This window comes from Terrirhizobium terrae, assembly GCF_030323265.1.
In the GTDB taxonomy this organism is placed as follows: Bacteria; Pseudomonadota; Alphaproteobacteria; order Rhizobiales; family Rhizobiaceae; genus Neorhizobium.
Window position 1 is genome coordinate 4000280 of the sequence record NZ_CP104992.1, and the last position, 26901, is coordinate 4027180.

Below are 26901 nucleotides of genomic sequence, written 5' to 3' on the forward strand. Positions count from 1 at the left end.
CCCGATTACCTGAATGTGCAACATTATAATCGGTGGAATCGTGAAGCGCTCGCTCCTTTTCAGTATCAGCCTGTCTGTCCTTGCGGCATCCCTCAGCCAGTCCCCGGCCTCGGCGCAATCGCGCTATTACGGCTACGAGGAAGGACCGATGCTCGTCGCACCTGACGGCGCTATCCTCGATTATGTTCCCAATGGTGGCGGAATTTCCATCACGCGCGACCGAGCCGGGCAGCGCGTCTATGTCGACAGCTATGGCAATGTCATCGCGACCGAAATGCACCGCGACGGCTATCGTGGCGGCAATAACGGCTATCCGCCGCCGCCCGGCTATCGCAACAATCGCCGCGACCAGGCCCGTTACGACGACCAGAGCGGATACGGCTATCGCGACTACCGCCAGTACCGCCCCGGCGATCCGACAGAGCCCGGCGCAACGACCGGCTCGATCGGCCGACAGGATCAGGTCACGCGCATGCCGCTCGACCAGCAGGAACTGCCGGGTGTCGACCAGGGCTATCCGGAAGAGGCATCGCTTGAGCCGAACCCGAGCCTGCCGCCGGCCGAGCAACTGCACCCAAACAAGCCGGTCGCCACGGTGACGAACAAGCCGCAGGCTGAAATCGCGGCCCTCCAGGTCTTTCTGGATCGCGAAGGCATTTCGCCAGGCGTCATCGACGGCCGTCTCGGTGACAACGTCAACAAGGCGATCGCTGCCTGGCAGGAAATGACGGGCGAGACGCTGGATCCGAACAATTCCGAAGAGATAATGCAGCGCCTGACCTATTCCGGCGGCCTGCCGATCGTCGACTACACGATCACGCCGGCCGATGCCGCGGGTCCCTATGTCGCGTCGATCCCGGAAGACTATGCCCACAAAGCGGCCCTGCCGGCCATGTCGTTTACCTCGGTCACCGAAAAGCTGGCCGAACAGTTCCACATGGACGAGAACTACCTGAAGTCGCTCAATCCGAATGCCGACTTCTCCATTCCCGGCACGATCATCAAGGTCGTCAACCCGGCGCAGCCGAAGAAGGGCGAAGTGACGCGTATCGTCGCCGACAAGGCGCGCAAGCAGGTCTTCGCTTACGGCGCCGACAACAATCTCATTGCCGCCTATCCGGCGACAATCGGCTCGTCCGACACGCCGTCGCCGAGCGGCGACCACACGGTCCAGCGCATCGCGCTCGATCCCGGCTACACCTACAATCCGAAGATCAATTTCACCCAGGGTGAGAACAAGGAAATCCTGCAGATCCCGCCAGGCCCGAACGGCCCGGTCGGCACCGTCTGGATCGCCCTGTCGAAGCCGACCTACGGCATCCACGGCACGCCGGAACCGTCCAAGATCGGCAAGACCAACAGCCACGGCTGCGTGCGCCTGACCAACTGGGATGCGACCGAGCTTGCCAAGATGGTCAAGCCGGGCACGACGGTGGAGTTTGTTGAGTAAGGACTGGAAGCCCCTTCGAGGCTTAGGAAAATTGCCGGCTATCACTGGACGTTCTGCTCCCGATAAGCCGCAAAGGCCAAATGCCGTCATCCTCGCCCTTGTGGCGAGGATCTAATCACGCCGAATAAAATCACGACGTCGCAGATCCTCGGGACAAGCCCGAGGATGACGGCGGACGTGTAGCCTCCCGAGCCATTTCTCAAAGACTTCTTCGCAACAGCGATCAGATGCCGCGGCCAAGACCGATGAGCCGGGACACCGCCGAGCGCGTCACCTTGACCGGCATCAGGCTGAGCACTTCCTGGGCGAACTGGCGGGCATTGTCGCGTGCCTTGTCGACATTGCTGACCCTAGCCGGGTCCATGCTGTGCAGCGTGCCGCCGGTCTCGAACAGCTCCTTGAACGCGATGCGTTCGCCGATCGGCGTCGCCAGAACATGAACGCCCTTGGAGGCGAGCAGGCCCTTGATCGCCACGATCGCCTTCGTCGTCACCATCGAGGTGACGCGGGTGAGAACGACGGAATGGGCGATGTCGAGCCGTCCCTTATCCTTCATCAGCGCCAGGAGATCGAGGATCTGCGCCGCACCCCTGGCATCCATGGCAGAACCCTGGACCGGGATGAAGACATGGTCGGAAAGTCCGAGCGCGGTGGTGACCAGCGCGTCACGGGCGCCGGCGAGGTCGATGATGAAATAGTCGGTCTGCGACGCCATCTCGCGCAGGTGACACTGCAGCGATGCGATGGTGATTTCCGAAACGACTTCGATATTGCGGACCTTGCCCGAGGCCTCCTGCCATTGGCTGATCCAGCGCTGCGGGTCGGCATCGATGATGGTGATGCGAAAGCCCTCATGGGCGAGCTCGGTGGCCAGCAGAAGTGCGGCTGTCGTCTTGCCGGCGCCGCCCTTGGCATTGGCGAAAGAGATTACGGGCATTTTCCATCCTCGAAAGGTGACGAGCCGCATCGCTCTCCAGAATCCCCGAAGCATGGGGCCGTTAGATCGCATCCTTTCCAATCATGGTTAACGAATGATTAATTTCAGCATCTGCGAATATCATCGAGAAGAACTCGTCCCTCACAGTTGAACGAAGAAAGGCGGCCGCGCGTGCAGCCGCCTCCTTTGCGAAACGACTCGGGCGATCAAGCCAGCGCAGCGGCCTCCTTGTGTTCCATGGCGAATTCCTCTTCCGGGGAGAGAATTAGCCTGTGGCGGCCGACGATCGCGAAATAGGCGATCGCGACGGCAAACCAGACGACGACCCAGACCACGCCCTTGAAGAAGTTCGGATCCTGGATCTGGTAGAGCAGCGTCACGACGGCGATGATGATCGTCAGCACCGCCCCCGGAATGCCGAGCGGCGAGCGGAACGGCCGCTCGATATTCGGCAGTTTCTTGCGCAGGATGATGAAGGAGATCGCCTGCATGATGTAGGAGAACATCGCCCCGAACACGGCCATGTTGAGCAGCACCGCACCGATCACCGTACCGCCTTGCTCCGCGCCGAGCGCGAACCAGATGACCAGCATGACGGCAAGACCGACCGCCGCCCCAGCCATCATCGCCACATAGGGCGTCTTGTAGACCGGATGCGTGACCGACAGAGCCGTCGGGAAGTAGCCGGCACGCGACAGCGAATAGATCTGCCGGCCCTGGGCATAAAGGATCGTGTGGAAGCTGGCGATCAGGCCCGTCAGCGCCACGAGGCCGAGGATGACAACGCCGCTGTCACCATAGACCGCCTTGAAGCCGTCCAGCAGCGGCTCCAGCGCCGAACCGAGATGGAAGGCGCCGACACCCGGCAGCGACGGGTTGAGCAGCACGATCATGAAGGCCGAGATCATCAGGGTGATGATGCCGAGGATGATGCCCTTCGGCATGTCGCGCTTGGGATCGACCGATTCTTCGGCCGCAAGCGGCAGCTGTTCGATCGCGAGGAACAGCCAGACGGCAAAGGGCAGCGTCGCGAGCACGCCGGAGAAACCGAAGGGGAACCAGTCGCCATTGCCTTCCGGCAGTTCGATCGCCGCACCATCGGGACCGACGCCGATATTCAGCGCCCAGCGGGAAAAATCCATGTTCGGGATCGCGCTGATCCAGAAGAACACCAGAACCGCCAGCGAAATCAGCGTAATCACCAGCGTCACCTTGAACGACAGTTCCAGGCCGAAGACGTTGAGCGCCAGGAAGACCGCGTAGAACAGGATCCACAGAAGCGGCGAATAGGCCGGATCGAGCCCGAGGATCGAGTTCACATAGGCGGTGATGAAGGTGACGATGACGGCGGGCGTCAGCACGTATTCGACGTTTTCGCAAAGGCCGGTGAGGAACCCTCCCCACGGGCCCATCGCGGTGCGCGCAAAGGAATAGGCCGCACCCGTATGCGGCAATGCCGGGCTCATCTCGGCGATCGAGAAGGTCAGCCCGAGATACATGATGGCGATGATGATGCCGGCAACCAGCATGCCGCCCCAGCCGCCGGTGGCGAAGCCGAAATTCCAGCCGGAAAAATGACCCGAGATGACCGCGCCGACGCCGAGCGCCCAGAGCGACCAGACACCGGCGTAACGCGACAGTCCGCGCTTGTCGAAATAGGAGGCGTCGGCCTTCTTGTAGCTGACGCCGGCAGATGAACTTTCCATTCCCCTTCTCCTGCTCAAAGCAACGGGCTCCGGCCCCAACGGCCGGATATGCCCTGTCCTCTTCGCGCCGGCCCGATATTTCGGTGCCGGCACTGACACAGCTTTGACGCTCCCAAGGGGATCTATTTCTTACGCAGTCCCTGATCGGGTTGCAGTAGCGGACGGTCGCGATCCCTCGCCCGGCCGATTATAATTCGCTCTTCTTTCAAGGGCTCAGCATGAAAGCAGTCGTGAAAAGAAGATCGGTAGAAATAAAATAAAAGTTGCAGCAGAGAATTCTTCACTTTGTGCGCGTCGTCAAACGAAACTTCGCTTTTCCCTTGGCTGAATTGCGCCTTCCCTGTCCTTCCCGCGACGTCTGGCCCCGGTTATCCACAGGCCACGGCATCCGGCAATCAAGGCATCGCGAAAAAGTGCTTTCAAAGCGGGGGCTTATAGGAAGATGATCGGCGCCGGGCCTGTCACATACAGTTCACGAAACGGCTCTACGAGTCGCCGCCGACACGACAAAACCCTCAGGAGGACACCCGTGCTCAAGAACGCCCATCGCCTGCTCTCGCTGACGACTGCCGCAGTCGTTGCTTCCACCTCCTTCGCCTTTGCCGAGCCGAGCGCCGAGCTGATCGCCGCCGCCAAGAAGGAAGGCTCGCTCACCACCATCGCCCTGCCCCACAGCTGGTGCGGTTACGGCGACATCATTGCCGGCTTCAAGGCCAAGTACGGCATCGAAGTCAACGAACTGAACCCGGACGCAAGCTCGGGCGACGAAATCGAAGCCATCAAGGCCAACAAGGGCAATACCGGCCCGCAGGCGCCTGACGTCATCGACGTCGGCCTGTCCTTCGGCCCGTCCTCCAAGGCTGAAAAGCTGATCCAGCCCTACAAGGTCTCCACCTGGGATTCGATCCCGGACGACGCCAAGGATGCTGAAGGCTACTGGTACGGCGACTATTACGGCGTTCTCTCCTTCATCGTGAACACCGACATCGTCAAGGAAGTGCCGAAGGACTGGAAGGACCTGACCAAGTCCGACTATGCCAACTCGGTTGCTCTTGCCGGTGACCCGCGCGGTTCCAACCAGGCTGTTCAGGCCGTCTACGCCGCAGGCCTCGCCGCCGGCGAAACCGACGCGACCAAGGCTGGCGAAGCCGGCCTGAAGCTGTTCTCGGAAATCAACAAGGCCGGCAACTTTGTTCCAGTCATCGGCAAGTCCGCTTCGCTCGCTCAGGGCTCCACCCCGATCGTCGTCGCCTGGGACTATAACGGTCTCTCCTGGCGCGATACGCTGAAGGGCAACCCGCCGCTCGAAGTCGTCGTTCCGGAATCGGGCGTCGTCGCCGGCGTCTACGTCCAGGCGATCTCTGCCTTCGCTCCGCACCCGAACGCTGCCAAGCTGTGGATGGAATATCTCTATTCCGACGAAGGCCAGCTCGGCTACCTGAAGGGCTATTGCCACCCGATCCGCTTCAACGATCTTGCCAAGAACAACAAGATCCCGAAGGAAATGCTCGACGCCCTGCCGCCGGCAGCCGCCTATGAGAAGGCGAAGTTCCCGACGCTCGAAGAGCAGGACAAGGGCAAGACCGCCATCACCACCAACTGGGACAAGGTCGTCGGCGCCAACGTCCAGTAAGCTAGTTAAGCAATGCATTCAGCCTCCCCGTCTTTATAGGCGGGGAGGTTTTCCTCCTCGGACAGAAACCCGGCTTCATGAGCACAGCATCCTCGTCCTTCATCGACAGACGTACCGTCATCGATTGGCTCGGCATCGCGCCGTTCATGATCTTCGCGCTGATGTTTCTGCTCGTGCCGACGCTCTATCTCGTCACCGGCGCCTTCTTTACGCCGGAGGGTGATTTCACCTTCAAGAATATCGGCGACCTGTTCACGCCGACCATCCTTTCGGCCTACTGGATCTCGATCAAGGTGTCCTTCGCCTCCTCGCTCGGTGGCGCGCTGATCGGCTTCTTTCTCGCCTGGGCAATCGTGCTCGGCGGTCTGCCCTCCTGGATCCGCTCCGGCCTCCTGACTTTTTCCGGCGTCGCCTCGAACTTTGCCGGCGTGCCGCTCGCCTTCGCCTTCATCGCCACGCTCGGCCGCACCGGCCTCGTCACCGTCTTCCTGCGCGACTGGTTCGGCTTCAATCTCTATTCGACCGGCTTCAACCTTCTCTCCTTCTTCGGCCTGACCATCACCTACATGTTCTTCCAGATCCCGCTGATGGTGCTGATCCTGACACCCGCGCTGGACGGCCTGAAGAAGGAATGGCGCGAAGCCTCCGAAATTCTCGGCGCGTCGACCTGGCAATACTGGCGCATGGTGGCGATGCCGATCCTGTGGCCAAGCCTGCTCGGCACCAGCCTGCTGCTCTTCGCCAATGCCTTCGGCGCCATCGCCACGGCCTATGCGCTGACCGGCGCCTCGCTCAACATCGTGCCGATCCTGCTCTATGCGCAGATCCGCGGCGACGTGCTGCACAATCCGAACCTCGGCTACGCGCTGGCGCTCGGCATGATCGTCATTACCGGCATCTCCAACATCCTCTACATCTGGCTGCGCATGCGCGCCGAACGCTGGCAGAAGTGAGGGCGCGCCCATGAAGATGACCAAGTTCTTCGCCTGGCTCGCCATCGCCGTCGGCGTCATCTACTTCTTCGTGCCGCTGCTCGGCACGTTCGAATTCTCGCTGCGCATGCGCCGCGGCGAATATTCCTTCGACTCTTACGGCTCGGTCTTCTCCGACATCCAGTTCCAGCAGACTTTCGGTTTCTCGGTGCTGATGGCGCTGCTCACCATCGTCTTCGGCATGCTTCTCGTCGTGCCGACCGCCTATTGGGTGCGCCTGCGCCTGCCGCAGATGCGCCCGGTGATGGAATTCATCACCCTGATGCCGCTGGTCATCCCGGCGATCGTCATCGTTTTCGGCTATCTGCGCCTCTATAACTCGTCGTCCTACATCCCGTTCACCGGCTCGATCTTCGGCACGAACGTGCTGCTGGTCATGTCCTACATCACCCTGTCGCTGCCCTATATGTACCGCTCGGTGGACACGGCGATGCGCACGATCGACGTCCGCACCCTGACGGAAGCCGCCGAAATCCTCGGCGCCAAATGGCCGACCATCCTGTTCAAGTGCATTTTCCCGAATGTCATGTCGGGCGTCTTGTCGGGCGCCTTCATCACCTTCGCCATCGTCATGGGTGAATTCACCATGGCATCGCTGCTCAACCGCCCGGCCTTCGGTCCCTATCTCCAGCTTGTCGGCGCCAACAAGGCCTATGAACCTTCAGCGCTTGCCGTCATCGCCTTCGCCATGACCTGGATTTCGATGGGCCTCCTCCAGCTTGTCTCCCGTTTCAGCAAATTGACGCCGTCCAAGGCCTAAGGATTTTCCATGTCGTTTCTTGTCCTCGACAGCATCAAGAAGAGTTTCGGGCCGACCCAGGTCGTCAAGGATTTTCACATGGCGATCGAGAAAGGAGAATTCATCTCTTTCCTCGGCCCGTCCGGTTGCGGCAAGACGACGATCCTGCGGATGATCGCTGGCTTCGAGACCCCGAGCGACGGCACGATCACCATCAATGGCAAGAACCAGTCCGGCCTCAAGACCAGCCAGCGCAATATCGGCATGGTCTTCCAGGCCTATGCGCTCTTCCCCAACATGAACGTCTTCGACAACGTCGCCTTCGGCCTCAAGGTCGCCGGCATGCCGAAGGCCGAGATCGAGACCCGGGTGAAGGAGATGCTGAAACTCATCCATCTCGAACATCTCGCCGACCGCTACCCCTATCAGATGTCGGGAGGCCAGCAGCAGCGCGTGGCGCTCGCCCGCGCGCTGGCACCGAAGCCGCAGGTCCTGCTGCTCGACGAGCCGCTTTCCGCCCTCGATGCCAAGATCCGCGTGTCGCTGCGCGAAGAAATCCGCCAGATTCAGCGCCAGCTCGGCATCACCACCGTCTTCGTCACCCATGACCAGGAAGAGGCGCTGTCGATCTCCGACCGCATCGTCGTGATGAATGCAGGCCGCGCCGACCAGATCGGCACGCCGTCGGATATCTACAACCGCCCGGCGACCCGCTTCGTCGCCTCCTTCGTCGGCACGCTCAACATCATCGACGCTGTAGTCGCAGACCCCGCGGCCAACACCATCCGCATCGGTGAAAATGTGATCTCTCTGCGTGAGACGGTTGCTGCGCTGAAGGCCGGCGACAAGATGTCCGTCGCACTGCGTCCGGAAGCCGGATCACTCTCCGAAAGCGCCAAGGGCGACACCGCGCTCACCGGCACCGTCGTGTCGTCGCACTTCCTCGGCTCGGTCGTGCGCACCAAGTTCCAAGTCGGCGGCAACCAGATTTCCTTCGACATGTTCAATGCGCCGGACAAGATCCTGCCGCAGCCGGGCGAGACCGTTACGCTGCGCTTTGCCGCCGGAGACCTGCTACTTATCCGCGACTGAAATCCCCCCAAATACACCTGTTGCTTAACTGCATCGTAATGCTTGCCGAATGACTGCTGGAGCGGCCGTTCAGCCTTGAAATGCGAGGTCTGATACCGCATTGCCCTAATGTTGCCTTCCCGCTGGAGGGCCATCCCGAGCAACAGTTGAGTATCATGTCTCCGATCACCTCTTCGGCGCCGCGCCGCCTTACATCGCAGGATTTCCGTACACTTGGCCTCGCTGCACTTGGCGGTGCTCTGGAATTCTACGATTTCATCATTTTCGTCTTCTTCGCGACGGTGATCGGCAAGCTTTTCTTTCCACCGGACATGCCGGACTGGCTGGTGCTGATCCAGACCTTCGGCATCTTCGCAGCCGGCTATCTGGTTCGTCCGCTCGGCGGTATCGTGCTAGCTCACTTCGGCGACCTGTTCGGCCGCAAGAAGGTGTTTGCCCTGTCGATCCTGCTGATGGCCCTGTCGACGCTCGGCATGGCGATCATGCCGACCTATGCGACGATCGGCGTGCTCGCGCCCATCCTGCTGGTTCTCATGCGCATCCTGCAGGGTGCGGCAATCGGCGGTGAGGTGCCCGGCGCCTGGACCTTCGTCGCCGAACACGTACCCTTCCGCCGCGTCGGCTTCGCCTGCGGCTTCCTGACCTCCGGCCTGTCGCTCGGCATTCTGCTCGGCTCGTCCATCGCCGCAGTCATCAACACCGTCTTCACGCCGGAAGCGATCGCGGATGGCGCATGGCGCATCCCGTTCTTCCTCGGCGGCATATTCGGTTTGCTGTCGGTCTGGATGCGTCGCTGGCTGCAGGAAACGCCGATCTTCACCGAGATGAAGGCGAGCCGCGCACTCGTGCCGGAACTGCCGCTGAAGACGGTGCTCCGCGATCACCTTCGCGGCGTATTCATTTCGGTTCTGCTGACCTGGGTTCTCTCCGCAGCGATCGTCGTCACGACGCTGATGACCGCCACCCTGCTGCAGAAACTTTACGGCTACACGCCGCAGCAGTCGCTTCTCGCCACCAGCTTCGGCACCGTGTTTCTGATTTTCGGAACGTCGGCCGCAGGCGCCATCGTCGATCGCATCGGGTCGGGACGCTTCTTCACCGTCGGCGGCGTCATCTTCGGTGCCGCGACCTGGGCTTTCTACAGCCTTGCCTCGACCTCGATCACCACCGTCTTCGCCCTTTACGCGGTGATGGGCCTCGCGGTCAGCATGGTCGGCGCCGTACCTTACGTCATGGTCCGCGCCTTCCCGGCCCGCGTCCGCTTCTCTGGCCTCTCCTTCTCCTACAACGTGTCCTACGCGGTATTCGGCGGCCTGACCCCGATCGCGGTCACCTCGGCACTTGCCATCAATCCGATGGCGCATGCCTGGTATCTGCTCTTCATCGCCGCCCTGACGGTCGGTCTCGGCGTTTATCTCTCGCTATACGGCGACAAAGTGGAAGCCGATGCCGGCATCGAGGAACTGACGGCGCGACTGGCCAGGGGCTGAGAACCAGGCAGGCGGCAACACTGCCGCCTGCCTTGCCTTGTTGTATTGCGGGTAGCGCCCCTCCCTGTATAATCAAGCCAGCCTTTGCGGAGCTTCTGGCATGACACGGACAACAGCGAGCGAATTCAAGCGAAACCTCCAGGAATATCAGCGTCAGGCCGAACGTGAACCGATCGAAATAACACGCGACGGCCAGCCGAAGCTCGTTCTCATGTCAGCCAATCACTATGACTGGCTGCGAGCCGCAGCACAGCGAGCCCATCAGACGAAGGATGATGTCAGCCCGGCAATTCTTGACGCGATCGAAAGCGCCGAGATGGATGAAAGGCATCGGCACCTCGACGACCTCCTGAAGTAGACCTTTGCCGATGGCGCTTCCCGCACCCGAACCGGGATTGGTGATCCGCTATGATTATCTCTGGGCGACTGAACGGGTTGAAGGGCGATCCTCCGGAAAAGATCGCCCGGCCTGCCTTATCGCAACAAGCGATCCGGCTGCACGACCACGGTATGTCGTAATCCTCCCGATCACGCACAGCCGGCCAGCAGGTAAAACCATCGGAATAGAAATCCCGCCCAAGGTGAAGCAGGCGATCGGGCTTGATGAAGCACCCAGTTGGGTCATCGTATCAGAATACAATATCGACGAATGGCCGAACGCAGGCCTCTCCCCCATTCCAGGCAGTCAACACAATTTTGCCTACGGCTTTCTTCCGCCAGGCCTTTTCAAGATCATCAAGGAGAATTTTCTTGAGCTTGCACGGGATGGCAAAAGTAGATCGGTCCGGCGCTGATTGATCTGTGGGCTGAAACGGAAAGAAGCCCGAAACGTCTGTTCCAGGCTTCCCCCATCGCTTTTCAAACTGCCAGCTTACGCCGCGTCATCGATCTTCTCGACCGCATTGGTCGGCACATAGTTCAGCACAGGCCCGAGCCAGCGTTCGACCTCGGTCACTGCCATGCCCTTGCGCGACGCATAGTCCTCGACCTGATCCCGCTCCACCTTGGCGACGCCGAAATAATAGCTCTGCGGGTGGCCGATATAGATGCCGGAGACGGATGAGCCCGGCCACATGGCGAAGCTTTCGGTCAGTTCCACGCCCGTCGCATTGGTCGCGTCGAGCAGGCGGAAGAGCGTGTCCTTTTCCGTATGGTCGGGCTGTGCCGGATAGCCGGGTGCAGGACGGATGCCGGCATATTCCTCGTGGATCAGCTCTTCGTTCGTAAACGTCTCGTCCGCGGCATAACCCCAGAACTCCTTGCGGACCCGCTGGTGCATGCGTTCGGCAAAGGCTTCGGCAAAACGGTCGGCCAGCGCCTTGACGAGGATCGACGAATAATCGTCGTTCGCCCGCTCGAAGCGCTCGGCGATCGCCACTTCCTCGATACCCGCCGTGACGACGAAGCCACCGACGTAATCGGCCTTGCCGCTGTCGACCGGTGCGACGAAATCCGACAGCGCCACGTTCGGACGGCCATCGCGCTTCGAAAGCTGCTGGCGAAGCGTGTAGAAGGTCGCGAGATCTTCCGAACGCGTTTCGTCGGTGAACAGCCTGATATCGTCGCCGACGGCATTGGCCGGCCAGAAGCCGATCACGGCGCGCGGACGGAACCAGTTCTCGTCGATGATCTTCTTCAGCATCGCCTGAGCATCGGACCAGAGCTGACGCGCAGCCTCGCCCTGCTTCTCGTCCTCCAGGATCGCCGGGTAACGCCCCTTCAGCTCCCAGGTCTGGAAGAACGGCGTCCAGTCAATGTATTGGGCCAGCTCCGCCAGATCATAGGTCTCGAATACCTTCGTGCCGAAGAACTGCGGCTTCACCGGCTCATAGGAAGCCCAATCGACTTTCTCCGCATTGGCGCGGGCGCGGGCGATCGGCAGGCGCAGCTTTTCGCGCTCGCTGCGGGCATGGGCTTCCGCAACCTTGGCATATTCGCCGCGGATACCGTCGACATAGGCCGGCTTCTGTTCCTTAGACAGAAGCGAGGACACGACGCCGACGGCGCGCGAGGCGTCCGTGACATAGATAGCCTGGCCTTTTTCATAGCGCGGATGGATCTTGACCGCCGTATGCACGCGGCTCGTCGTCGCGCCGCCGATCAACAGCGGGATATCAAAGCCCTGCCGCTCCATTTCGGCCGCCACATGCACCATCTCGTCAAGCGACGGGGTGATCAGGCCGGACAGGCCGATGATATCGACCTTTTCCGCAACCGCCGTTTCTAGGATCTTGGTGGCGGGCACCATGACGCCGAGATCGATGATCTCGTAATTGTTGCAGGCGAGCACGACGCCGACGATGTTCTTGCCGATATCGTGGACGTCGCCCTTGACCGTCGCCATCAGCACCTTGCCGGCCGACTTGCGCTCGTCGCCGCCGTTGAGGCGCTTTTCCTCTTCCATGTAGGGAAGCAGCACGGCAACGGCCTGCTTCATCACGCGGGCGGACTTCACCACCTGCGGCAGGAACATCTTGCCGGAGCCGAACAAGTCGCCGACCACGTTCATGCCGGCCATCAGCGGGCCTTCGATGACGTGCAGCGGACGTTCCGCCTGCTGGCGCGCCTCTTCCGTATCGGCATCGATATAGTCGGTGATGCCGTTGACAAGCGCGTGGGACAGACGTTCCGCCACCGGCTTTTCGCGCCAGGAAAGATCCTGCACCTTCGCTTCCCGGCCGGGGCCGCCACGGAACCGCTCGGCGACCTCGAGAAGTCGCTCCGTGCCGTCGGCACGGCGGTTCAGCACCACGTCCTCGCAGGCTTCCCGCAGTTCCGGGTCGATATTGTCGTAGACTGCCAGCTGGCCGGCATTGACGATGCCCATGTCCATGCCCGCCTGGATGGCGTGGTAGAGGAACACGGCGTGCATCGCCTCACGCACCGGCTCGTTGCCGCGGAAGGAGAAGGAGAGGTTCGACACGCCGCCGGAAATATGCACGAGCGGCATTCTCTCGCGGATCGTCCGCGTCGCCTCGATGAAGTCGACGCCGTAATTGTTGTGCTCCTCGATACCCGTCGCCACCGCGAAGATGTTCGGGTCGAAGATGATGTCTTCCGGCGGGAAACCGGCCTGTTCCGTCAGGATCTTGTAGGCGCGGGTGCAGATCTCGACCTTGCGGTCATAGGTATCCGCTTGGCCACTCTCGTCGAAGGCCATGACGACGACGGCCGCACCGTAATTGCGGATCAGCTTCGCCTGGCGCAGGAAATTCTCCTCGCCTTCCTTGAGCGAGATCGAGTTGACGATCGCCTTGCCCTGTACGCATTTCAGGCCGGCCTCGATGATCTCGAACTTCGACGAGTCGATCATCACGGGCACTCGGGCGATGTCAGGCTCGGCGGCGATGAGGTTCAGAAACTCGACCATGGCGTGGCCCGAGTCGATCAGGCCCTCGTCCATGTTGATGTCGATCACCTGCGCGCCGTTTTCCACCTGGTCGCGGGCAACGGCGAGTGCGGCCGTGTAATCGGCATTGGTGATCAGCTTGCGGAATTTCGCCGAGCCGGTGACGTTGGTACGCTCGCCGACATTGACGAAGGGAATGTCCTTGGTCAGCACGAAGGGCTCGAGGCCCGACAGCGACATGAACGGCCTGTGCTCCGGAATCTCGCGCGGCTTGTGCTTCGAGACCGCCTCGGCAATGGCGCGGATATGGTCCGGCGTCGAGCCACAGCAGCCGCCGACGACGTTGACCAGTCCCTCGCGGGCAAACTCTTCCACCTGCGCCGCCATCATCTCCGGCGTCTCGTCATACTGGCCGAATTCATTGGGAAGGCCGGCATTCGGATAGGCGCAGATGAACGTGTCGGAGACGTCCGACAATTCCTGCAGATGCGGCCGCATGGCATCGGCGCCGAGCGCGCAGTTGAGGCCGACCGTGAACGGCCGCGCGTGATTGACCGAGTTCCAGAAGGCCGACGGCGTCTGGCCCGACAGGGTGCGGCCGGAAAGGTCGGTGATCGTGCCGGAGATCATCACCGGCAGATGGATGCCCTTGGCCTCGAAGCGTTCCTCGCAGGCGAAAATCGCAGCCTTGGCATTGAGCGTATCGAAGATCGTCTCGATCAGGATGATGTCGGCGCCGCCATCGATCAGGCCGTCGATCTGCTCACCATAGGCCTTGCGCAGGTCGTCGAAGGAGACGGCGCGGTAGCCGGGATTGTTGACGTCGGGGGAGATGGAGGCGGTACGGTTGGTCGGGCCGATGGCACCGGCGACGAAGCGGCGGCGTCCGTCTTCCTTCTCTGCCCGCAAGGCGGCACGGCGGACGAGACGCGCTCCGTCGCGATTGAGGTCGTAGACAGCGCCTTCCATCTCGTAATCGGCCTGCGCGATGCGCGTCGACGAAAACGTGTTTGTCTCCAGAATGTCGGCACCGGCCATTGCATAGCGATAGTGGATATCCTCGATCGCCTGCGGCTGGGTCAGAATCAGAAGGTCGTTATTGCCCTGCTGATGACAGGCGCAGCCGATGAAGCGCTCGCCGCGGAAATGCTCTTCCTGGAAACCGAGGCCCTGGATTTGGGTGCCCATGGCACCGTCGATGACGAGGATGCGCTCGCGGGCGGCGGCCTTCAGGGCATTTAGAATTTCCGTGCCGTCACGTGGGGCGGCTGCTGATCCGAAAAGTTCGTCGAACACGGAAGGCTCCTTGGCATTCATCAAAATATCCATAACCATATAAAGATGCCTTTATGTGAAGTCCAGCTTTATGACGCCAGCGGACCATGTTTTGTCGATGACAGGCCCCTATATGGTCGATATAGCCTGTCGATCTAAGGCAGGCCGATTGCGATAGGGAGAAAAGCATGAGCGAAGCTGGTCAGGTGTCGAAATTCTGGAGTGATCTTCCCTACCACCGTCGCTGGCTTCTCGATCAGGCCGACGGGTTGTTCGATTTCTTCCAGTATCGCGCCATCAATCCCAAGGGCGGCTTCTACGATCTCGATGATGTGGGTAATCCGTTGCCGGGTGCCAACCCGACCCGCGGCATTCATGCCTCGGCCCGCATGGTCCATTGCTTCTCCATCGGATATCTGCTTGGCCGCCCGGGCTCGGGCGACCTGATCGACCACGGCATGAACTTTCTCTGGAACGGCCACCGCGACCAGACGAACGGCGGTTACGTCTGGACGATGAACGACGACGGCGCGGCTGACGGCAACAAGCAGGGCTATGGCCACGCCTTCGTGCTGCTCGCGGCCTCATCCGCAAAGGTCGTCGGCCATCCGCTGGCCGACCGGATGCTGGCCGATATTACCGAAGTGCTGGAGACCCGTTTCTGGGACAAGAGCCACGGTGCCATCGCCGAGGAATTTGCTGCCGATTGGGGCCCGATCGACGGCGGCAGCTATCGCGGCCAGAACTCCAACATGCACCTCACCGAAGCGCTGATGGCCGCCTATGAGGCGACCGGCGAGCAGCATTATCTCGACAAGGCGGAGAGTATCGCCGACCTCATCATCCGCCGCCTTGCAGGCGCGACCGGCTTCCGCGTCGGCGAGCATTTCGATGCCAACTGGATCCTCAACAAGGACTATTACCACCCGGACGAAATGTTCCGTCCGGCCGGCACCACGCCCGGCCACGCGCTGGAATGGGCACGCCTGACGCTGCAGCTCTGGACGTTGGGCGGAAAAAGCATGCCTGGATGCCGGATGCGGCAAAGAACCTTTTCGTCCAAGCCATGTCACTGGGCTGGGACAAGGAAAAGGGTGGCTTCTTCTATACGCTCGACTGGGAAGACAAGCCGGCCAAGACCAACAAGCTCTGGTGGCCGATGTGCGAGGCGGCGGGTGCCGCTCATTACATCAACCAGCATCTGCCGCACGACCCGTTCTACGAGGACAGCTACCGGCTGATCTGGAGCACCATCGCCAACAGGTTCATCGACCACAAGAACGGCGGCTGGCACGAGGAATTGACGGAAGATCTCGTTCCCGCCCACACGCTCTTCCCCGGCAAGGGCGACATCTACCACGCTCTTCAGGCCTGCCTGATCCCGCTCTATCCGGCAGACGGCAGCCTGACGAAAATGATCGTCGAAGCTGACGGCCGTATCTAAACGGATCGTCACCAGTCGGCGACGGAACCATCAAGGCCTAGATCGGTTTCCGGTGTCACATATTATCTGACGCCGGAAACCGATCGATGCTGAACAATCTCGCCAATGAATTTGCCCACGAAGCGCCCGTCTCGATCGAGGTTCTGATCGTTCGGCTGCTAGGCGCGGCGATCTTCTGCGGCCTGATCGGCCTGGAACGGGAAAGCAGCCACAACTCCGCCGGCCTCCGCACCAACATGATGATCGGCCTCGCGGCCTGCGTTTTCACGCTGGTCGGGCTGCAGATCCTGCATGAATTCGGCAATCAGCCCGATACGGTCCAGATCGACCCGATGCGTCTCATCGAGGCCGTCACGGCAGGCATAGCCTTTCTCGCCGCCGGTGTCGTGTTCCAGATGCGGGGCGACGTGAAGGGCCTGACGACGGGTGCCAGCATGTGGCTGTCGGGCGCGATCGGCCTCTGCGTTGGGCTCGGCATGTGGCTGGTCGCGGTGCTCGCGACCGTCACCGGCATCCTGATCCTTTGGCTCCTGCGCAAGGCCCAGGTCGCTTCAGGCCTTAAGGACGAGAGGTAGGCTACGGCCTACGAGCGGAGAGCTTCGCGCATCTGACGCACGACGTCGGCACTGGTCCGATATTCCTGTTGGGCCGAAAAGCCGAAGCGGGTGAGCGCTGCATTCGAAGACATCACCGGAAGGCGACACGAGGCATGAACCTCGGTCACCCTTGTTTCACGCACGATCTCGGCAACATTGGCCGGCGTGATCCCGCTGCCCGCTAGGATCGAAATCCGGTCGGCCGCCTGTTCGACGAGACTGCGAAGAACGCCGACACCATCCGGCGCCTTTACCGACAGGCCGGAGGTCAGTATGCGTTTGAAGCCGAGTTCGATTGCCTGCGCCAGCGCTTCAAACGGATCAGGCACGAGGTCGAAGGCACGATGCAGCGTCAGGCCCATTCCGCGCGCGCGTTCGGTTTGCATCCGCAGCAGATCAACGTCCAGCGTTCCATCCGTCCGGCTCGCCCCGAGCACGACACCGGCCAGCCCGCTTTCGCGGGCAGCGTCGATATCGGCCAGCATCACCTCCCGGTCCGCAGGGCCGAACACGAAGCTCCTGATCTTGGCCGGATCATCGCATAGACCGGCACCGATGCCTTCGCCGCCAATGCCATCAGCCCCCGCGACGGCGTCAGCCCGCCTAGATCGAGCGCCGAGCAAAGTTCGATCCGATCAGCGCCACCTTCGACGGCCGCTTCAAGCCCTTCTGCACTGTCGACGCAGACTTCAAGCAGCACGGACATCGGATGCTCCCTGCCTTGCCAGAACCGCCGCACCGGCCAGACCGCCATCCTCGCGGCGGATTGCCGGCACGAGCAGCGGTCGATCGAGCCGATGGAGGATGCGCGCCCTCACCGCTTCGTCCAGCGCCGCAATCAGCTTGCCCGCCGAGGCAAGCCCGCCGCCTACCGGCACGATGAACGCGCCGACCGTGTTGATGGCCACGGCCAGCGGATCGGCGACCAGTTGCAGATAGGCATCGATCGTTTCGCAGGCTTTCGCTTCGCCTGCCTGCCAGTCCTCGATGATCTGGTGGCTGCTGCGGGTTTCTTCATGAAACAGGCCATGCAGGCGCTCCATGCCGCGCGCACCGCCGATCGTGTCGATGCAGCCGGACTGGCCGCAGCCGCAGGCGAACCGCGGCACGGACACGAGACTTCCCCGAGCTCGACACTGGTATTCATTGCCGGCCCATGCCCCCATTCGCCGGTAACGCCGCCGGCGCCGCGCACGATCCGGCCGTCGATCGCCAGACCGCCGCCGATGCCGGTGCCCATGATGATGCAGAACACGACGGGATAACCGCGCCCTGCCCCGTCATTGGCCTCGGCGAGCGTCAGGCAATCGGCATCGTTCGCAGCAAAGACCGGCCGCCCGGCAACCGATGCGATCGCCTCGGCGATCGGCAGGCCGGTAAGCGGCGGGATGTTTGCGGAAAGTCCGGCCCCGGTGATCGGATCGACCAGCCCAGCGACGGAGAGGCCGAGTGGCAGGTGCCGCGACGGGTCGGCCTTGTCGGCCAACCCCTGAAGCGCGTCGGCAAGATCCCGCCAGTCCGCCTTCGGCGTCGGCACGCGATCCAGTTCCTCGACATGGCCCGGCATCCGCGAGATGCCGAACTTGATGAAGGAACCACCGATATCGGCGCAGAGCACAGACGCACCCTGCCCAATGTCACCGCGAGGTGAATTGACGGACTGCATCACACCGCCCGCTCTTCGAGCCATGCGCGGGTGATCACCTCGTCTTCGGCACCGAGCCCATGATTGGCCTCCAGCACCTTGGCCGTCAGTTCTGCACCGGCGGATTTCAGCCTGTCTTCCAGTTCTACGGCCAGCGAACCGTAAAAATCATCGGTCGCGCTGAGCGACAGGACCTGCACACCCGACAGATCCACCTCCGGCCGCACCTCCAGCACGTTCATGGAGCGCAGCAGAACCGCCTTGCGGATCACCTCGGGGTGAAGCTGCATCGTGGCGCCGATCATGTTGCCGCCGTTCGAATAGCCGAGGAAGGTCGTGCGCTTAGGGTCCACGCCATAGGCCGGACCGATATCCTCGATGAAGGCGACGAAGGCTTCGGCTTCGGAGGCGATCTCCTTCTGGTCGAAAGTCACTTGGTCGAAGCGGCGGAAGAAGCGCGGATAGCCCTCGTCGACCGACCGGCCGCGCAGGCCGATCAGCATCGCATTCGGCGCCACCTTGCGGCCGAGCGGCAGCATGGCCGTCTCGTCGGCGCCGGTGCCGTGCAGCACGACAAGCGTCGAACCATCCCATGTCTCCGGCATATGGATGCGATGGACGAAAGGTAGGTCGCGATAGGTGATCCGCTCCTCGCCGGGAAGGCCGAACTGCGGCAGCATCACCTTCAGCGCGTCACGATCGCCCTTGAAATGTTTTGGGATGAAGAAGCCGCTGCCGAGCGTCTCGATCGGCTCGTCCGTCATGAAGCCGGGACCGTCGGAGGCAAGCTCGATCAGCGTGCCACCCGGCTCGCGGACATAGAGCGAATAGAAATACTGGCGGTCATGCATGTTCATCTCGCCCGCATCGGCGGCAACGAGGCCCGCATGCACGGCCTCCACTGCCGCCCTGTCGGGTGCTCGGAGCGCCACATGGTCGATCGTGCCGGTGCCCGGCGCTGCAGTCCAGAAACCCGAGGCATCGCGCACGTCGAGCACCTGTCCCGTATCGGAGACCAGCCGCTGGATCGACCCCTCGGTGGCACCCGCTTCGAAGCCCATGTGCTTCGTCAGAAAGGCAGCGGTCTCCTCGGCTTTCTCGGAGAGGATCGTCGCTGCACGAATGCCACGGATCGCATCGGCCTCGGCGATGCCGCCATCCTTCCACCAGACCCAGTCGCCGTAATCATCGACGCCGACGAGCTTGATGATGATGCCGTCGGGATCGGTCAGACGCAGCACCGGCTCGCCGAATTCCTGGGTCGGGCCGGTCATCTTCACATTGCATTGCAGGGCACGCGTCAGCCAGAAGCCGATCGCCTCGCGATCGACCGCAAGGCTGATCTCGCTCGTTGCCCCATGGCCGACGCGGCCGAGCGAGCCGTCTTCCCAGGCGAGAAAGGTGATGAGCGAGCCGGGCGTTGCGGCGCCATCGCCATAGAAGAGATGCAGCTGCCGCGCATCCTCGAAACCAGCCGTCCGCTTGACGAGACGCAGGCCCAGGAAACCCACATAGAAATCCACGTTTGCCTGGATCTTGCGGGTGATGGCGGTGACGTGATGGATGCCGCTGGTCATGGTTTTCTCCGCTGCTTCAGTTGGCCCGAACTCACTTGGGTTCCAGAGACATCATCAGGTTGGTGATAAGAGCCGTACGCGGCGCAAGGCTGCTGACGAAGATATGCTCGTCGAACGTATGGGCACCCGCGCCATCGGCGCCGAGACCGTCCAGCGTCGGCACGCCAAGGGCTGCCGTAAAATTGCCGTCCGAACCGCCGCCAGTGACCACGCCTTCCAGCGTGATGCCGAGTTCGGCGGCAATACCGGCCGCCACATCGAACAGCTTCACGCCGTCCTGCGACTGGGCGAAGGGCGGGCGGTTCATCTGGCCTTTTATCTCGAAGGTGATGTCGGGATCGACCGGCTTCATCGCCTCGATCTTGGCGGTGATCTCCTTGGCCGCGGCCTCGTCCGGCACGCGCACATCGACCTGCATGCGGCATTCCGCCGGCACCGTGTTGCGGCCCGTGCCGCCCTGGATCGTGCCGATCGTCACCGTCACGCCGCGCTCGGCATCGTTCAGCGCTTCCAGCTCCAGCACGAGGCGGGCGGCGCCGCGGATGGCGCTGCGTCCGTCCTGTGGCCGCGTGCCGGCATGCGAAGCGCGTCCCCGCACCGTGACGTCGTACATGGCGACGCCCTTGCGGGCGATGACGATCTTGCCGCCGTCGCGGGCGGGCTCGACCACCAGCGTATAGCCGGCATTGCGGGCAAGCTCTTCCATATAGGCGCGCGACGAATAGCTGCCGATCTCCTCGTCCGGCACGAAGACCAGATCGACCGGCATTTTCGAACCGCGCGAGACGGCGATCTTCAGAGCTTCGAGAGCCATCAGCGCGCCGGACTTCATGTCATAGGTGCCGGGACCGTAAAGTTTGTCGCCATCGCGCTTCAGCGGCAGCTGCTTGGCGATCACTCCATGAGCATGGACGGTATCGAGATGCGCCAGCACCAGCACGCTCTTCTCGTTGGCGCCTTCCGGGCGCGGAGAGCGCACGGTCAGGATATCGCCGAGACCAAGCGTGCCCGGCAGGCGCTCGACATCGAGCGATGCAGCCTTGGCCAGTTGTTCGACATGATCCACCAGCCGGTTGACGGCCTTTGCATCGTTGGAGGGCGTTTCGATTTCCACCCAGGCAATGAGTTCCTGCAGCAAAGCTTTGTCGTCGATATCGGCGGCGGAAACGAAACTCGTCATGAAAATCCCTCTGTCATGTCATGCACTTGATGGGCGGACTATACCGATGAAAGACCGACGGGCAACGGCACGGCGCTGTGATCAGACTGTTCGAGAATTAAATCGGCCGGCAAGAAGGCGCCGCGAAACGCGTCAGCGTTCATTCACCAGATTGAGGATGAGCTGATGGACATTGCCGCCATTGTTCATCTCCACTTTGTCGTAATCCCGGTGCCGCTCGCGGTTGCGCCTGGAGATCTCGCCGAGCTTTGCGGTGAGTTCCTTGCGGATCTTTGAACATTTCGGATCGTCCGGCACCGACAGGCCGACGCTGACCGCCTCGATCTCCTTGACCATCTCGACGATCATCTCGCCATGCAGAAGCTCGTGCTTCCTCACACCGGCCTCGAACACGTCCCACTTGGCCTTGAGATTATCCGGCATGTTCTTGCCGGCGCGCGGCAGGGTATAGATCAGGGTCAGGCTTGGCCGCGCCGAAACGAGCGTGCAGGCGCCATCGGGCTGAGGCCGGTAGTCGCGCGACCAGAGAAGCTTGAAATCGGTATGGGCGATGGTGCGCACCTTGCCGCCGACCAGCGGCCCCTTCTCGCCGATCTGGGAGTAGAGTTCGATGCCGGTCGAACCGCTGACCGTATAGGTCTTGATCTGTTCGACGGGCGCCCATTGGGCCATCGCGATGGAGGGCACGACCGACAAAATGCCAGCCAGAAGATATCTGCTCAGTCTCACTCGTGGACGCGCTCCAACCAGAACTCTGTTGTCGTCCTAGAGGTTGGAGCCCGTCTTTTCAACGTCCCGATGAAACCTGCAGCGTCAGGCTTGTGATCGCGCGACCGGCATCAGCCGCCGCTCGCCAATCGCGCCGTCCAGATCGTAGACAGAAACCACGGCCTCCTGCCCGATCCGCGAACCGTCGAGAAGCCGGATCAGGTCATCGGCACCGGCGACCGGCTGGTCGTCGATGGCGAGGATGAAGTCGCCCTCCTTCAGGCCCGCCAGTTCCGCCGGACTGCCCGGCTCGATGCGGCGGATACGAACGGTCGTTTCTTCCGTCATCCCGGCCCGCACCGCGACCCGGCGCGGCAGCGCGATCGTGTCGACCACGACGCCGATATAGGCGCGGCGGACATGGCCGAAGCGCATGATCTCGGAGACGACAAAATTGGCGGTGTTCGACGCCACCGCGAAAGCAATCCCCTGCGCGCCCTGGATGACCGCCGTATTCACGCCGACGACCTCGCCCGCGGTCGAGACCAGCGGCCCGCCGGAATTGCCTGGATTGAGCGCGGCATCGGTCTGCACGACGTCATCGATCAGCCGGCCGGTCGAGGAGCGCATGGAGCGGCCGAGCGCCGAGACCACGCCGGTCGTGACCGACCAGTCGAAGCCGAGCGGATTGCCGATGGCGATCGCGATATGGCCACGCCGAAGCGATTTGGAATCGCCGAGCCGCGCCCAAGACGACACGTCCATGTCGGCTCGGATCAGGGCGATATCGGTATCGGGATCACGCCCCAAAACGCTGCCCTGCCCGACCGAGCCGTTCGCCGCCCGGATGCGCACCGCCTTGGCGTCGCCCACGACGTGGTGGTTGGTGATGATCAGGCCGTCCGGCGAAATGGCAAAGCCCGAGCCGTGCCCGCCGCCGGAAAGCCGTTCGATCCGGCTGACCGCCGGGCCGACGCGATCGACGGCGGCAGCGACCGTGGTCGAATAGGCATCCAGCAGGGCGGCACTCTCCGGAACGGGAGGATTCTTGTCGATGAAACCCATGATGGTTACTCCGGAACTGACTTCCGAAATGGAAGAGATTTGCAGCAGATGTGGGCGTGCCGCCTCGACGGAACAAGTGAGTCCTCATCGCGCATCCCATGGAGGCTCAAAGTCACTGGACAGCATAAGCGAGTGACAAGCGGCCAAACTTGTCATACATCTGAGTGCAGAAATATAATGTGGACGCGGCAGTACGCCGATCAACGTCAAGCGAAAGAGATAGGAAGGACCGCAGCCCCCATGAGCAAGGAACTCAAGATGAGCGACGAACTCAAGTCGGACACGATCACTTTCCCGAAGACCCGCGCGACCCAACTGAGCGACACGCTTCGCCAGGCGATCGCCGAGGGACAGTTTCCGCCGGGCTCCCGCCTGCCGAGCGAGGCTCAGCTGACGACGGCCCACGGCGTCAGCCGCACGGTGGTGCGCGAGGCGATCGCGGCACTGCGATCGGACCGCCTGGTCGAGGCCCGTCAGGGCGCCGGCGTCTTCGTCCTGCAATCCACGCCGGCCCCGCAGCCGTTCAACCTGTCGCTCGGACAGATCGATCTCGCCCGCGTTTCCTCGATGATCGAGCTTCTCGAGCTCAGAACCGCCGTGGAAGTTGAATCGGCGGGGCTTGCGGCCGTTCGGCGCTCTCCCGCACAGGAAGAAGTGATCCTCGACCGACACTATGCCGTTCGGGCCTGTCTCGAGGCCAACCAGCCGACCAGCGAGGCCGATTTCGCCCTTCACCTTGCCATTGCCGACGCCACCAACAACCCGCGGTTCCGCGAATTCCTGACGATGATCGGTCGCAACGTCATCCCCCGCGCTGCCATTCGAGGCGACGACAAGGATGCCGATCAAACCGGCTATATCAGCCTGCTCGTCGAGGAACATCAGGCGATCGTCGAGGCCATTTCGGACGGCAGCGAGGAAGAAGCACGCGAGGCGATGCGCCGTCATCTGCGCGGCAGCCAGTTGCGCTACCGCGCACTTCTTCGCGCACTCCGCGAAGATGTCAGATAACTTGTTGACATCAATTTAGCCAACCTGTACGACAATTTCTGTCTGGAGGAGACATTCGAGAGGAAATTTCATGATGACGCCTGAAGAGATCAAGGCCACGCTTGGTGCTGGCCTGCTGTCCTTTCCCGTGACCCACTTCGATGAAGCGGGCGAGTTCAAACAGGACAGCTATCAGCGCCATATCGAGTGGCTGTCGGGCTTCGACGCCCCGGTCCTTTTCGCGGCAGGCGGCACCGGCGAGTTCTTCTCGCTTGCTCCCGATGAAGTTCCCACCATCGTCAAGGCTGCCAAGGAAGCCGCCGGCAGCACCGCGATCGTGTCCGGTTGCGGCTTCGGCACCAGGGTTGGCGTCGACATGGCGAAGGCCGTGGAAAAGGCCGGTGCCGACGGCATCCTGCTACTCCCCCATTATCTCATCGATGCCCCGCAGGAAGGGCTCTACAATCACGTCAAGGCGATCTGCCAGTCGGTCGGCATCGGCGTCATGGTCTATAACCGCGACAACTCGGTGCTGCAGGTCGACACGCTGAAGCGTCTCTGCGACGAATGCCCGAACCTGATCGGCTTCAAGGACGGCACCGGCGATATCGGCCTCGTCCGCCAGGTCACCGCCACCATGGGCGACCGGCTGATGTATCTCGGCGGCATGCCGACGGCGGAACTCTTCGCTGAAGCCTATCTCGGCGCCGGCTTCACCACTTATTCGTCCGCCGTCTTCAACTTCGTCCCTGGCCTTGCGGTCGAGTTCTACAAGGCACTGCGGGCCGGCAATCGCACCCGCTGTGAAGAAATCCTGACGGAGTTCTTCTACCCCTTCATGGCGCTGCGCGCCCGCCGCAAGGGCTATGCGGTTTCCGCCATCAAGGCCGGCGTGCGCCTGCAGGGCTTTGACGCCGGCAAGGTGCGCCCGCCGCTCGATGACCTGACCGCCGAAGAAGAGCAGATGCTCCTGAAACTCATTGGCAGCCACAAGCGGTAAACGTAGATGAAGATCGCTTCGGTCCGCACCCATCTTCTCGAACACAGGCTCGACGTCGCCTTCGAAAGCGCCTCCATGCGCTTCGACCGTCGCGCCCATGTTCTCGTCGAGATCGAGTGCGACGACGGGACGGTGGGCTGGGGTGAATGCCTCGGCCCTGCCCGCCCCAATGCGGCAATCGTCGCCACCTATGCCAACTGGCTGATTGGTGAGAACCCGCTCGAGACGGAAAAGATCTGGGCACGGCTCTACAATGCGCTGCGCGACCAAGGCCAGCGCGGTCTTGCCGTCACCGCCCTTTCCGGCGTCGACATGGCGCTCTGGGACATCAAGGGCAAGCATTTCAACGCCCCCGTCTCCATCCTGCTCGGCGGGCGCTTTCGTGAAAGCGTCCGCGCCTATGCGACCGGCAGCTTCAAGCGCGACGGTGTCGACCGGGTCGAGGACAATGCCCGTGACGTGGCGCGCTATCGCTCGGAAGGCTTTCACGCCACCAAGATCAAGATCGGCTTCGGTGTTGAGGAAGACCTGCGCGTCATCCGCGCCGTGCGCGAGGCCGCCGGCCCCGACATGCGGCTGATGATCGACGCCAACCATGGCTACGACACGGTGGAGGCAATCAGGCTCGGCAATGCGGCAGCCGAATACGGCATCGACTGGTTCGAGGAACCGGTCGTACCGGAACAGCTCGCCGCCTATCGCGAGGTCCGCAGCCGACAGCCGATACCGGTTGCCGGCGGTGAAACATGGCACAGCCGCTGGGGCATGCGCGAGCCGATCGAAACCCGCGCCGTCGATATCCTTCAGCCAGATCTTGCCGGCGTCGGCGGTTTTACCGAAGCCAAGCGCGTCGCCGATTTCGCGGCACTCCACGGCATCCGCGTCGTCCCGCATGTCTGGGGCACAGCGGTCCATATCGCCGCGGCGCTGCAGTTCATGGCGGCGATGATCCCGAGCCCGGTTCGCGTCAACCCGATCGAGCCGATCCTCGAATTCGACCGCACCGACAACCCCTTCCGTCAGGCGGTGATCAAAACCCCGATCGAACACGAGCGTGGCGTGGTGCAGATCCCGAATGGCCCGGGCCTGGGGATCGAGATCAACCGCGATGCGCTCAAAGAATTCAGAATGGGAGACGCCTGATGCTCGTCCGCCCCTTTCCGGCAATGCTCCGAAAACCAGGCTGCCGCAGGGTGCGGTCGACACCCAGATGCATATGTATCTGCCGGGCTATCCGTCGCTTCCGGGCGGCCCCGGCCTTCCGGTCGGCGCCCTGCCCGATGCTGATCAGTATCTGCAGTTCATGGAATGGCTCGGCATCGACCGGGTCATCATCACCCAGGGCAATGCCCATCAACGGGACAATGAGAACCTCGTCGCCTCCCTCGGCGTCTTGGGCAATATCGCCCGCGGCGTCGGCGTCATAGATAGCACCACGACCGATGCCGAGATCGAGCGTTTGGCGGCCGCCGGCATCGTCGGCACCCGGATCATGGATCTTCCCGGCGGCGCTGTCGGCCTGTCCGAACTCGAGGCGGTCGACGCCAAGGCGGCGGCCCATGGCTGGATGCTCGCCGTGCAGTTCGACGGCAGCAACATCCTCGATCATGAAGCTCGGCTGAAGAACCTCAAATCCCGCTGGGTCTTCGACCATCACGGCAAGTTCTTCGCGGGCGTCACGCCTGAGAGCGATGAGGTCGCGGCCGTCAAGCGGCTGATCGACGGGGAAAATGCTGGTTCAAGTTCGCCGGCGTCTACGAGTCGTCGAAGAGCGGCGGCCCCGATTACGAAGATGTGGCAGCCGTCGCCCGCGATATCGCGGCCTATGCGCCGGAGCGCATTGTCTGGGGCACCAACTGGCCGCACAATCTGGCGCGCGAACAGGCTGATTACCCCGACGACGTGGCGCTGACCGATACCGTGCTCGGCTGGCTGCCGGATGAGAACGCGCTGCAACTGGCGCTGGTCAAGAACCCGGAAGAGCTTTTCGGCCTTCCGGCATGGAGTGCATCGACAATCTGATTTTTAAACCG

Annotated in this window: 20 protein-coding genes and 4 pseudogenes; 14 read left to right on the forward strand and 10 right to left on the reverse strand. The window is 62.2% G+C overall.

Annotation, left to right across the window (positions count from 1 at the left end; translation table 11 throughout):
• Window positions 1–40 precede the first annotated feature (40 nt).
• Window positions 41–1450, forward strand: coding sequence for a L,D-transpeptidase (locus N7E02_RS27765; RefSeq protein WP_286581071.1), 1410 nt, complete (start codon window positions 41–43; stop codon window positions 1448–1450).
• A 223-nt stretch (window positions 1451–1673) separates the two neighbouring features.
• Here the strand turns inward: N7E02_RS27765 and N7E02_RS27770 are convergent, their stop codons facing one another.
• Together N7E02_RS27770 and N7E02_RS27775 are read right to left on the reverse strand one after the other, a co-directional pair.
• Window positions 1674–2387 carry an AAA family ATPase gene (locus tag N7E02_RS27770; protein WP_286581073.1) on the reverse strand — a complete coding sequence of 238 codons (714 nt, stop codon included), beginning with the start codon at window positions 2385–2387 and terminating at the stop codon, window positions 1674–1676.
• A 206-nt stretch (window positions 2388–2593) separates the two neighbouring features.
• Window positions 2594–4093: an amino acid permease gene (locus N7E02_RS27775; RefSeq protein ID WP_286581074.1), complete on the reverse strand. Its 1500-nt coding sequence runs from the start codon at window positions 4091–4093 to the stop codon at window positions 2594–2596.
• A 529-nt stretch (window positions 4094–4622) separates the two neighbouring features.
• On the opposite strand from N7E02_RS27775, the gene N7E02_RS27780 reads away from it, so the two are divergent.
• The 7 genes from N7E02_RS27780 (at window position 4623) to N7E02_RS27810 (ending at window position 10833) form a co-directional block, all read left to right on the forward strand.
• Complete coding sequence (locus N7E02_RS27780) at window positions 4623–5726, forward strand: ABC transporter substrate-binding protein (protein ID WP_286581075.1); 1104 nt, start codon at window positions 4623–4625, stop codon at window positions 5724–5726.
• Between the two features lie 77 nt (window positions 5727–5803).
• Window positions 5804–6679 (forward strand): ABC transporter permease, encoded by an 876-nt coding sequence (locus tag N7E02_RS27785; protein ID WP_286581076.1) that lies wholly within the window; start codon window positions 5804–5806, stop codon window positions 6677–6679.
• Window positions 6680–6689: 10 nt separating this feature from the next.
• A complete protein-coding gene (locus N7E02_RS27790) occupies window positions 6690–7478 on the forward strand; it encodes an ABC transporter permease (RefSeq protein ID WP_286581077.1) in 789 nt (262 codons plus the stop codon).
• Window positions 7479–7487: 9 nt separating this feature from the next.
• Window positions 7488–8549: an ABC transporter ATP-binding protein gene (locus tag N7E02_RS27795; protein WP_286581078.1), complete on the forward strand. Its 1062-nt coding sequence runs from the start codon at window positions 7488–7490 to the stop codon at window positions 8547–8549.
• Window positions 8550–8704: 155 nt separating this feature from the next.
• A complete protein-coding gene (locus N7E02_RS27800; RefSeq protein ID WP_286584064.1) occupies window positions 8705–10039 on the forward strand; it encodes an MFS transporter in 1335 nt (444 codons plus the stop codon).
• A 100-nt stretch (window positions 10040–10139) separates the two neighbouring features.
• A complete protein-coding gene (locus N7E02_RS27805) occupies window positions 10140–10397 on the forward strand; it encodes a type II toxin-antitoxin system Phd/YefM family antitoxin (RefSeq protein WP_286581079.1) in 258 nt (85 codons plus the stop codon).
• 10 nt (window positions 10398–10407) lie between these two features.
• Complete coding sequence (locus N7E02_RS27810; RefSeq protein ID WP_286581080.1) at window positions 10408–10833, forward strand: hypothetical protein; 426 nt, start codon at window positions 10408–10410, stop codon at window positions 10831–10833.
• Between the two features lie 77 nt (window positions 10834–10910).
• Here the strand turns inward: N7E02_RS27810 and metH are convergent, their stop codons facing one another.
• Window positions 10911–14684, reverse strand: coding sequence for a methionine synthase (gene metH, locus N7E02_RS27815; protein ID WP_286581081.1), 3774 nt, complete (start codon window positions 14682–14684; stop codon window positions 10911–10913).
• Between the two features lie 167 nt (window positions 14685–14851).
• Between metH and N7E02_RS27820 the strand changes: the two are divergent.
• Both N7E02_RS27820 and N7E02_RS27825 read left to right on the forward strand, forming a co-directional pair.
• Window positions 14852–16107, forward strand: a pseudogene (locus tag N7E02_RS27820) (AGE family epimerase/isomerase).
• Between the two features lie 86 nt (window positions 16108–16193).
• Window positions 16194–16682 (forward strand): MgtC/SapB family protein, encoded by a 489-nt coding sequence (locus N7E02_RS27825; protein ID WP_286581082.1) that lies wholly within the window; start codon window positions 16194–16196, stop codon window positions 16680–16682.
• Between the two features lie 8 nt (window positions 16683–16690).
• Here N7E02_RS27825 and N7E02_RS27830 read toward each other — a convergent pair.
• The 7 genes and pseudogenes from N7E02_RS27830 to N7E02_RS27855 all read right to left on the reverse strand — a co-directional run bounded on the left by N7E02_RS27830 (window position 16691) and on the right by N7E02_RS27855 (window position 22878).
• A pseudogene (locus N7E02_RS27830) lies at window positions 16691–17409 on the reverse strand (copper homeostasis protein CutC).
• Entirely contained in the window at window positions 17393–17818 is a 426-nt protein-coding gene (locus tag N7E02_RS29955; RefSeq protein WP_353622857.1) for an ROK family protein, read from the reverse strand. Before N7E02_RS29955 ends, N7E02_RS27830 begins: the two are co-directional and overlap by 17 nt.
• Before the next feature lie 32 nt (window positions 17819–17850).
• Window positions 17851–18393 (reverse strand): annotated as a pseudogene (locus N7E02_RS29960) (ROK family protein); the annotation flags it as partial.
• The gene (locus tag N7E02_RS27840; protein ID WP_286581083.1) at window positions 18369–19925 is read right to left on the reverse strand and encodes a VOC family protein; all 1557 of its coding nucleotides are present in this window, start codon (window positions 19923–19925) and stop codon (window positions 18369–18371) included. The gene N7E02_RS27840 and the pseudogene N7E02_RS29960, both read right to left, overlap by 25 nt.
• A 31-nt stretch (window positions 19926–19956) precedes the next feature.
• Window positions 19957–21105, reverse strand: a complete 1149-nt coding sequence (locus tag N7E02_RS27845) for a M20 family metallopeptidase (RefSeq protein WP_286581084.1) — start codon at window positions 21103–21105, stop codon at window positions 19957–19959.
• 132 nt (window positions 21106–21237) lie between these two features.
• Window positions 21238–21834 carry a DUF922 domain-containing Zn-dependent protease gene (locus N7E02_RS27850; RefSeq protein WP_353622858.1) on the reverse strand — a complete coding sequence of 199 codons (597 nt, stop codon included), beginning with the start codon at window positions 21832–21834 and terminating at the stop codon, window positions 21238–21240.
• Window positions 21835–21918: 84 nt separating this feature from the next.
• Window positions 21919–22878, reverse strand: a complete 960-nt coding sequence (locus N7E02_RS27855) for a S1C family serine protease (RefSeq protein WP_286581086.1) — start codon at window positions 22876–22878, stop codon at window positions 21919–21921.
• Window positions 22879–23118: 240 nt separating this feature from the next.
• Between N7E02_RS27855 and N7E02_RS27860 the strand changes: the two genes are divergently transcribed.
• From N7E02_RS27860 to N7E02_RS27875, 4 genes and pseudogenes are all read left to right on the forward strand, one after another.
• Window positions 23119–23889, forward strand: a complete 771-nt coding sequence (locus N7E02_RS27860; RefSeq protein ID WP_286581087.1) for a FadR/GntR family transcriptional regulator — start codon at window positions 23119–23121, stop codon at window positions 23887–23889.
• 73 nt (window positions 23890–23962) lie between these two features.
• Entirely contained in the window at window positions 23963–24868 is a 906-nt protein-coding gene (kdgD, locus tag N7E02_RS27865; RefSeq protein ID WP_286584067.1) for a 5-dehydro-4-deoxyglucarate dehydratase, read from the forward strand.
• Window positions 24869–24874: 6 nt separating this feature from the next.
• Complete coding sequence (locus tag N7E02_RS27870; RefSeq protein WP_286581088.1) at window positions 24875–26011, forward strand: mandelate racemase/muconate lactonizing enzyme family protein; 1137 nt, start codon at window positions 24875–24877, stop codon at window positions 26009–26011.
• Window positions 25977–26890: pseudogene (locus N7E02_RS27875) on the forward strand (amidohydrolase family protein). Before N7E02_RS27870 ends, N7E02_RS27875 begins: the two are co-directional and overlap by 35 nt.
• The last annotated feature ends 11 nt before the right edge of the window (window positions 26891–26901 follow it).